General features: G+C 60.1%; 8 protein-coding genes and 1 pseudogene. 1 reads left to right on the top strand and 8 read right to left on the bottom strand.

Annotation, left to right across the window (positions count from 1 at the left end):
• Positions 1-310: 310 nt before the first annotated feature.
• The gene (locus N825_RS33675; RefSeq protein ID WP_037461327.1) at positions 311-757 is read right to left on the bottom strand and encodes a carboxymuconolactone decarboxylase family protein; all 447 of its coding nucleotides are present in this window, start codon (positions 755-757) and stop codon (positions 311-313) included.
• Positions 758-849: 92 nt separating this feature from the next.
• Positions 850-1,473, bottom strand: coding sequence for an RrF2 family transcriptional regulator (locus tag N825_RS33670; RefSeq protein ID WP_245613312.1), 624 nt, complete (start codon positions 1,471-1,473; stop codon positions 850-852).
• Positions 1,474-1,735: 262 nt separating this feature from the next.
• Here N825_RS33670 and N825_RS40150 point away from each other — a divergent pair, with 262 nt between their 5' ends.
• The gene (locus N825_RS40150) at positions 1,736-2,005 is read left to right on the top strand and encodes a hypothetical protein (RefSeq protein ID WP_157619728.1); all 270 of its coding nucleotides are present in this window, start codon (positions 1,736-1,738) and stop codon (positions 2,003-2,005) included.
• A 125-nt stretch (positions 2,006-2,130) separates the two neighbouring features.
• On the opposite strand, the gene N825_RS33665 is transcribed toward N825_RS40150, so the two are convergent.
• From N825_RS33665 to N825_RS33645, 6 genes and pseudogenes are all read right to left on the bottom strand, one after another.
• Entirely contained in the window at positions 2,131-3,330 is a 1,200-nt protein-coding gene (locus N825_RS33665) for an adenylate/guanylate cyclase domain-containing protein (RefSeq protein WP_051513989.1), read from the bottom strand.
• Between the two features lie 35 nt (positions 3,331-3,365).
• Entirely contained in the window at positions 3,366-3,836 is a 471-nt protein-coding gene (locus tag N825_RS33660; protein ID WP_037461325.1) for an MFS transporter, read from the bottom strand.
• Positions 3,837-3,860: 24 nt separating this feature from the next.
• Positions 3,861-4,019 (bottom strand): annotated as a pseudogene (locus tag N825_RS38365) (transposase); the annotation flags it as partial.
• A gap of 157 nt (positions 4,020-4,176) precedes the next feature.
• Positions 4,177-4,650 carry an RNase A-like domain-containing protein gene (locus N825_RS33655; protein ID WP_037461323.1) on the bottom strand — a complete coding sequence of 158 codons (474 nt, stop codon included), beginning with the start codon at positions 4,648-4,650 and terminating at the stop codon, positions 4,177-4,179.
• A gap of 549 nt (positions 4,651-5,199) precedes the next feature.
• Positions 5,200-5,940 carry a 3-oxoacyl-ACP reductase family protein gene (locus tag N825_RS33650; RefSeq protein ID WP_245613311.1) on the bottom strand — a complete coding sequence of 247 codons (741 nt, stop codon included), beginning with the start codon at positions 5,938-5,940 and terminating at the stop codon, positions 5,200-5,202.
• A 56-nt stretch (positions 5,941-5,996) separates the two neighbouring features.
• On the bottom strand, positions 5,997-6,512 hold the full coding sequence (locus N825_RS33645) for a cytochrome P460 family protein (protein WP_037461321.1): 516 nt from the start codon (positions 6,510-6,512) through the stop codon (positions 5,997-5,999).
• Positions 6,513-6,527 lie beyond the last annotated feature (15 nt).

Raw genomic sequence — 6,527 nt, 5'->3', positions numbered from 1 at the left:
TAACTCACCAAGAGGACTTGAATCCCGGCCCGCAATAAGAGAACGGTGCCCGTGCCGGTCTTCGCATCCTCAGCAAGATGCAGCTTCCTCCAGGCGCGGCGGCGCTGGGGTAAGTTCAACGCCGGCGCGCATGGCGGGTGAGATCCGGTGGGATTGGTGTCAGTAGCTAAATCCTAAACCGAACCAATCCTTTACGTCATGCCCGCCAGCCTTCGTGCTTGATTGTGACTAGGTAAGAAATGGAGGTGAAGCCAGCCTTGGGATTTCCGTCTCCCTAATCGTCAAGCGAGAAGGATCTTACGCAAGATAGTCAGGCCTTGGCTGCCACAGGTAGGCGGAAAGGCGCACCCAACCGGTTGATGGCATTGATCGCTGCGATAGCCACCGTTAACTCCACGAGTTCCTTCGGCTCGAACGCCGATGAGATGGCCGCATACGCTTCGTCCGACGCATGAGTTTCGCTAAGGTTGGTTACCTCCTCGGTCCAAGCCAATGCCGCGCGCTCTTGATCTGAAAACAGATGAGGAACCTCGTCCCAAACAGGAACCAGCGCGATCTTGTCGATTGACATGCTCTTGCGCAGATCGCGGCCATGTTTGTCGATGCAATGGGCGCAGCCGTTCATCTGGGAGGCGCGGAGAAACACGAGATGGATGAGTTCCTCGGGAAGGTTCGTGTTCTTCGTGACGTAGTGGTAGAGGCCGCTTACGGTCTTTGCGCTCTCCGGGGAGACCTCATACCAAGTCAGACGTGACATTTTCTTACCTTTCCTTCTGTTGATCAGAGGTGATCCACCCTTCGCCGGGACTTGGCTCGGCGTTGGGATGTTTGGAGTGATGGTGGACTGCGTTAGCGTGGAGAGCGGCGCCCCTTCTTGACAGCGGTAATCCGTGCGGTTTCCCGGGCTTCGCCGCGATTACGGAACCAGTCGGCGACCAACGCTTCGAACTCCGGCGGTCGCCCGCCGTGCGCGAGGTCGGCAAGAGTCGTCCTGGCAAGTTCCGCCCGCATTTGCTTTTCGGCACGAATCATCACGGCGTGAATTCGGCACACGCCCGAGATCGACCAAGCAGGCGGCGAACCGCCAAAGAGGACGCAACCGCGGCGCACCTCCTTGCAATCGAACAACTTGCGGTCGCCAGCGACTGCATCGACGACGTCGAGGACGGTGACTTGGGACGGCAACTTCGCCAAAGCGTAGCCGCCGGTGATTCCGTCACTCGACTTGACAATGCCGGCCTTCTCAAGCTTCGGCATGATCTTCGCCAGCATGGCAGCCGGAACGCCCTGCATCTCAGCCAGATCGCGGCTGCTGGGGCGCTTGGGGTGCTCGGCCAGCAGCCAAAGCAGGGTATGCAGGCTGTACTCGACCGATACTCCATAGAGGCTGAGGGCCCCGTTCCGACGGCCAAAAGTATCAGCGTCCGGCATTGCTGTGCTGTTCACTTCTAAAGAATTTTCGTTATCATTCATAACGATACCTATCAAGGTCTGCGTTATGTGTCAACGGGCAGAGAGGCCCAAACTAACGAAACGCGCGAATTTGACAGATAGGCGGACAAATCAAGAACGGCCACGCTCACAATCAAAGGAAAATCAACAACTTGCCCTGCATTGCTCCGCGACCCTCGGCGGTGTTGCGCTGTCGGCAAACATCTGTTTTCCGACAGTGGCACTTGCCGCGCTACAGACCGGCTCGCTGGCTCCGCCCTTCAGTACGGCAAACCCTTTCAGAATGCTGAGCTGCACGGAGATCGCCGGTCTCCGCGTCGGCACCGCGCTCACTGAAGGCACCGCCAACTTCCTGGTCAACCGCCACATCAACAAATCGCCGCAGATGCGCTGGCCCTGCCACGGCGCCGATCTCCTGCTCCAGATTCGTTGTGCCGGTTCTAACGGCAAGTTCCGTCCTGGTTTCGGACGGCTGTTAGGCGCCTATTCCTGCCCGGAAACGGCTATGACAGCTTGCCCCCAATCGCGCGGCAGTCTCGACAGAGGCAGATGAACGTGGCCTTCATCGCACAATCTTCCTGAGAGAAAACGTCATATCAGTCATGTGGCGCTACCGCGCTGAAAACAGCGGGATGCCCCATCTCATCAACGCCGGCATTATGAAAGCTGTAATTCGGATCAAGTGCCGACCCGTTTAAAAAGGTCGACCGGTTCGGAAAACCCTTTCAGGCTGTAGGTTCCGGCAGGTGCAGTCTGATCAGGCGGCAGCATTTCAGCAAACCGCCGGGACATCAGCACAGGATGGTCGGTCCGGCTACACACGGTCTGGATACGGCTGACCAGATTCACATCAGGTCCGATCAAGGTGAAATCCAGTCGCCGTCCCGACCCGATGTTGCCGTAACTCACCTCTCCGTAATGCAGCGCGATGGTTGCAGCCAGCGGCGGATCGGTCGCGGCCAAGGCGGTGAGGCGGGCGCAGACCTCCTCGGCCGCGCGCATCGCCGCCGTGCAGGCCACTTCCGGCGAACTGCCGGGGAAGAAGGCCAGGACGGCGTCCCCCATGAACTTCAGGACCTCTCCGCCGGCGCTCGCCACGGCCGGCAGCACCTGATCGAAATAGAGATTCAGCAGTTCCAGCACGCGGACACCCGGCAAGCGGTTCGACAGACTCGTGAAGCCGCGCATGTCGCACAGCATCAACGCCGTGCGCAGCGTTTCCATCTGGCCGCGCCGGACATGGCCGGCCAGGATGCGCCGGGCCGTCCCAGAGCCGACGAATGTGTCGAGCAGCGTCAACTCCACCTGACGCAGGGTCCGCAATTCACAGCTGTTGCGTAGCGCCGGCAGAATCCGGTCCAGGGCGGCACGTTCGCCGGCGGAGAAGCCGCGCGGCCTCACCGTGCCGAAGGCGGCGGCACTGACTGGTCCATCGGCGGTGTTGAGCGGCACGATCAGCAGTTCGGCAAGGCCGCGCCCGGCAAAGACGTCCATCAGCGGCCAAGGCGAACCCGCCGGATCGGTCGGCCGCACCAGCAGCGTCTCGCCGCTGTCCATAACCCGCCGCACCGGGCTGCCGAGAAAGCCGGCCGATACCTCCATGCCATGCTCCCGATCGTGGATTTCCACCGGTTCGTTCGGAGCCCAGGCGACCGTGCGACCGAGAATCTCCGGATGGAGCGTGCGCAAGTGGAGCGTCAACCGGTCGATGGGCAGCCCGACCGACCGCAGCCGCCGTCCCAGCCCGGCGATGAACGCCGCTTCGTCCATGGCACGGCAATCATCGCCCGCCAGCCATTCCACGATGTCCAGGATGGGTGCGGAACCATGAAGCCGCCAGCGATGGGTGGTCGTCGATCGGCTGGATACGTGTCTCATGACATCTCTCCTGATCGTCGGGCGAGAGCCGCCGGTCAATGGGCACCGCCCTCGCTCAGATGATTGGGCTTCTTCAAGAGCAGGGTCGCGAACAAGGCGACCAGCAGTGCGGTGCCCAGCAGGAAAAAAGCATCGCTGAACGCCATGACGAAAGCTTGCTTGCGGACCACCATGCCGACGGCGACGTAGGCGCGATGCCCGGCATCGATCGGATCGGTGATGCCGTGCGACTGGAAATACCGGGTCAGTTGTTCGATGCGTGCGACGGTCGCCGGCTCGAACAACGACACCGCATGCGACAGGATATTGGAGTGGAACTGCTCCCGTTTTGTCAGGAAGGTCTGTAGCAGGGCGATGCCCACAGCACCTCCGAGGTTCCGCATCATGTTGAACAGGCCGGAGGCGGATCCAGCATTCTCTTTCTCGATTCCGGCGGTCGCCACCGCCGACAGCGGTGCAAAGACCAGTGCCTGACCGATGGCGCGGATGACGTTTGGCACCAGCAACTGTCAGTGTCCTGGATCGTCGGTTCAGGATGCTCTATGGTCTGGCACCGGCAGATCCAGCCCCATCGGTTCGAGCACGGAGCCGACCAGCCCTTCGGTCTGGCGCGGCGGCCGGTGAAACACCGTCCGCAAGTTCAATGACGTCTCGATGGTAAGATCCGAGTAGCGTGTCTGGCCGCCCGGCGTGGTCCGCGGTACCGCCCGTCAAGCTGCGACCGCCTCCTCGCTGAACCAGATCACTCGATCTTGGACGCCCGGACTCCGTCCGCGTCGCCTAACTAACCGCAGGGGATGGGGACAGTTTTGCCTCTTCCTCCTGCACGCAAGATGCTGCCGCCGGCTAGTATGCGTCGACCGGGTAGCAGGTAACGACCTTGTAGCCGCCCTTGCCGTCCGTCTCGATGATCGCGGTCACTGACCGCAATTTGCCGTTCCGGCATTCCGCATAAGCACCTTGAACGCCCATCGTCCCTTCGGCGATCCGGACGGTAATGGATGACGGCCCGACGGATACGTTCGCCAGATTGATCCGTTCCTTCTTCTTCGAGGATTTGATCCGCTCGAGATCGCGCTTACCATCTGACGTTTTGAAGTAAGCGGAGAGTGCCGCATTCTGATCGCCGGGTGATTTGAAAGTCGAGAACTTCGTTCCAATCCGGAAATTATTGTTGAAGCGCGCGATCAGTTCGGCATCGCTCTTGTCGGCATGCCGTTCACGCGAATGCATCGGCGCTCCACGTTGCGACGGAACACCTTCCGACTTGTCGAGCACCCGCTCGGCATCTTTGTTCTTGAATGTGGTGGATGGCGGCATTCTGGTTTTCCTCTGTTCGAGATCGCTGTCATCGGGATTGCAAGCGTGTAAGCGCGGGCATTTCGAGGAAAAGCGTCGCCGAAGGCATCAAGCCCGATGCGATGCCTGGACTTACTGATCATGCTTTCCCCTCCTGCGCTGTTACACGCATGCAGGATCGGGGAAGTTGACTACCGGTTGATTTCAAATCCTGGCGATAGTACTGCAAACGTAATCATTAGCTGATCAGCACCAAGGCAGAGTAGACAATTCGGCCGCCGATCGAATCAGCTCCTCCCAACGGGAGTGTTGAACTGGTCAGCAATTACGTCCACTGATTCTTTGCCACGCCCACTACCGACCAGGGCGCGAACACGCTGCACGGATGCCTGGCATGTCGGAGAGGGATTCTATGATCGGGCATTGGGACTTGAACATCATTCGCGTCAACGTCACGGCAGACGGCGCTGAAGTCGGCGGCGATCAGGCGTCAAGTTTGGCTCCGAGCATTTCGGCTGATGGAACAAGGGTCGCGTTTCATAACGACAGATTGAAACGTTGGGCTGATCGTCAGAGTACGAAACCGCCATCGATCGTAAGGCTCGCTCCGGTCATGAAGCCAGATTCCGCGCTCGCCAGATAGGAGACCAGGCCAGCGATATCTTCGGGCTGTCCTACGCGCTTCAACGGTATGACATCCTTGAGTCCGGCAATCATCAAGGCCGTCATGTCGGTATCGATCGGGCCGGGCTGGACGTTGTTTACCGTGATTCCGCGGGTGGCGACATCAAGCGCGACGCCCTTGACCATGGCCGCGACGGCTGCCTTTGACATCGCATAGGCACTCCCTCCCACCGTTCCGGTCCGGACCGCGGTATTGCTCCCTATGGTAATGATCCGCCCACCGTCGTTCATCCGCGCCAAAGTCGCCTGGATGGCAAGAAATACGCCGCGCACGTTGACATTCAGGGTCAAGTCGAGATCCTCCAGGCTAACCGCGTCTATCGTCGCGATGCGCAGGACCCCGGCGTTTACGACCGCGACACCGATCGAACCAAAGCGGTCGACCGTCTCCGACACTGCCTTGTGAATGGCTTCGGGGTCCGCGCTGTCGGCGCGGATGGCAATGGCCTCACCACCCTGCGCCTTGATTTCGGCAACCACCTGATCTGCCTTGTCGGGCCTCGAAACATAAGTGAGAGCGACTCGGTAGCCGTCACTGGCCAACCGCTTCGCAATTGCCGCCCCAATGCCGCGCGATCCGCCGAAGACCAACGCAACGTTATCTTGGTTCAATTTGTGCTTTCTCAATTTCTTTCTCCAAATGAAGTGTTTACGCGGGACGAGCTTCGGGATGGTCGACCACGCTACGGGGCATATCGGGTGAAGACATAGTCGTGGCCCTGCACGCGCGCGTCGTGACAGGCGAAGCAGGTCTCATGCTGCGCCTCGTCGACAGGCTTGCCATCTATGAACCTGCCAAAGCCCCAGCCGCCGGTGGCCGCATATCTGCCGGAATCCTTGACCATGACCTGTACGGTCGTGGCCGCTCCCGGAACGGTGGCGGTTCCGAATTCCGCTGACTGGGCGCGCTTCCATGCCAGCTTGACGAGAACGGTGCCGTCTGGAAAAGGAAGAGTACCGGACCGGTAAGCTTCCATCGCAACCGTATTTCCGACGACCGCGCGAAGCTCGTTCAGCGGATCGTCCTCCAGTGCTGGTGCGACGAGTTCCCACTTGCGGTAACCGTCTGGGACAGCCACGCCGTACAGTGGTGAAACGTCCTTGGCATCCTGCGCCCGAACTTCATCGACTTCGACGCATCCGACTGCGACAGCGATCGCTACGGCGATGCCAGTCGCACCAGCAAATCTCCGTTTCATGCAAGCCCCTCCGAA

The sequence above is a fragment of the Skermanella stibiiresistens SB22 genome (genome assembly GCF_000576635.1).
Classification (GTDB): domain Bacteria; phylum Pseudomonadota; class Alphaproteobacteria; order Azospirillales; family Azospirillaceae; genus Skermanella; species Skermanella stibiiresistens.
This window is presented reverse-complemented; position numbering and strand designations above follow the sequence as displayed.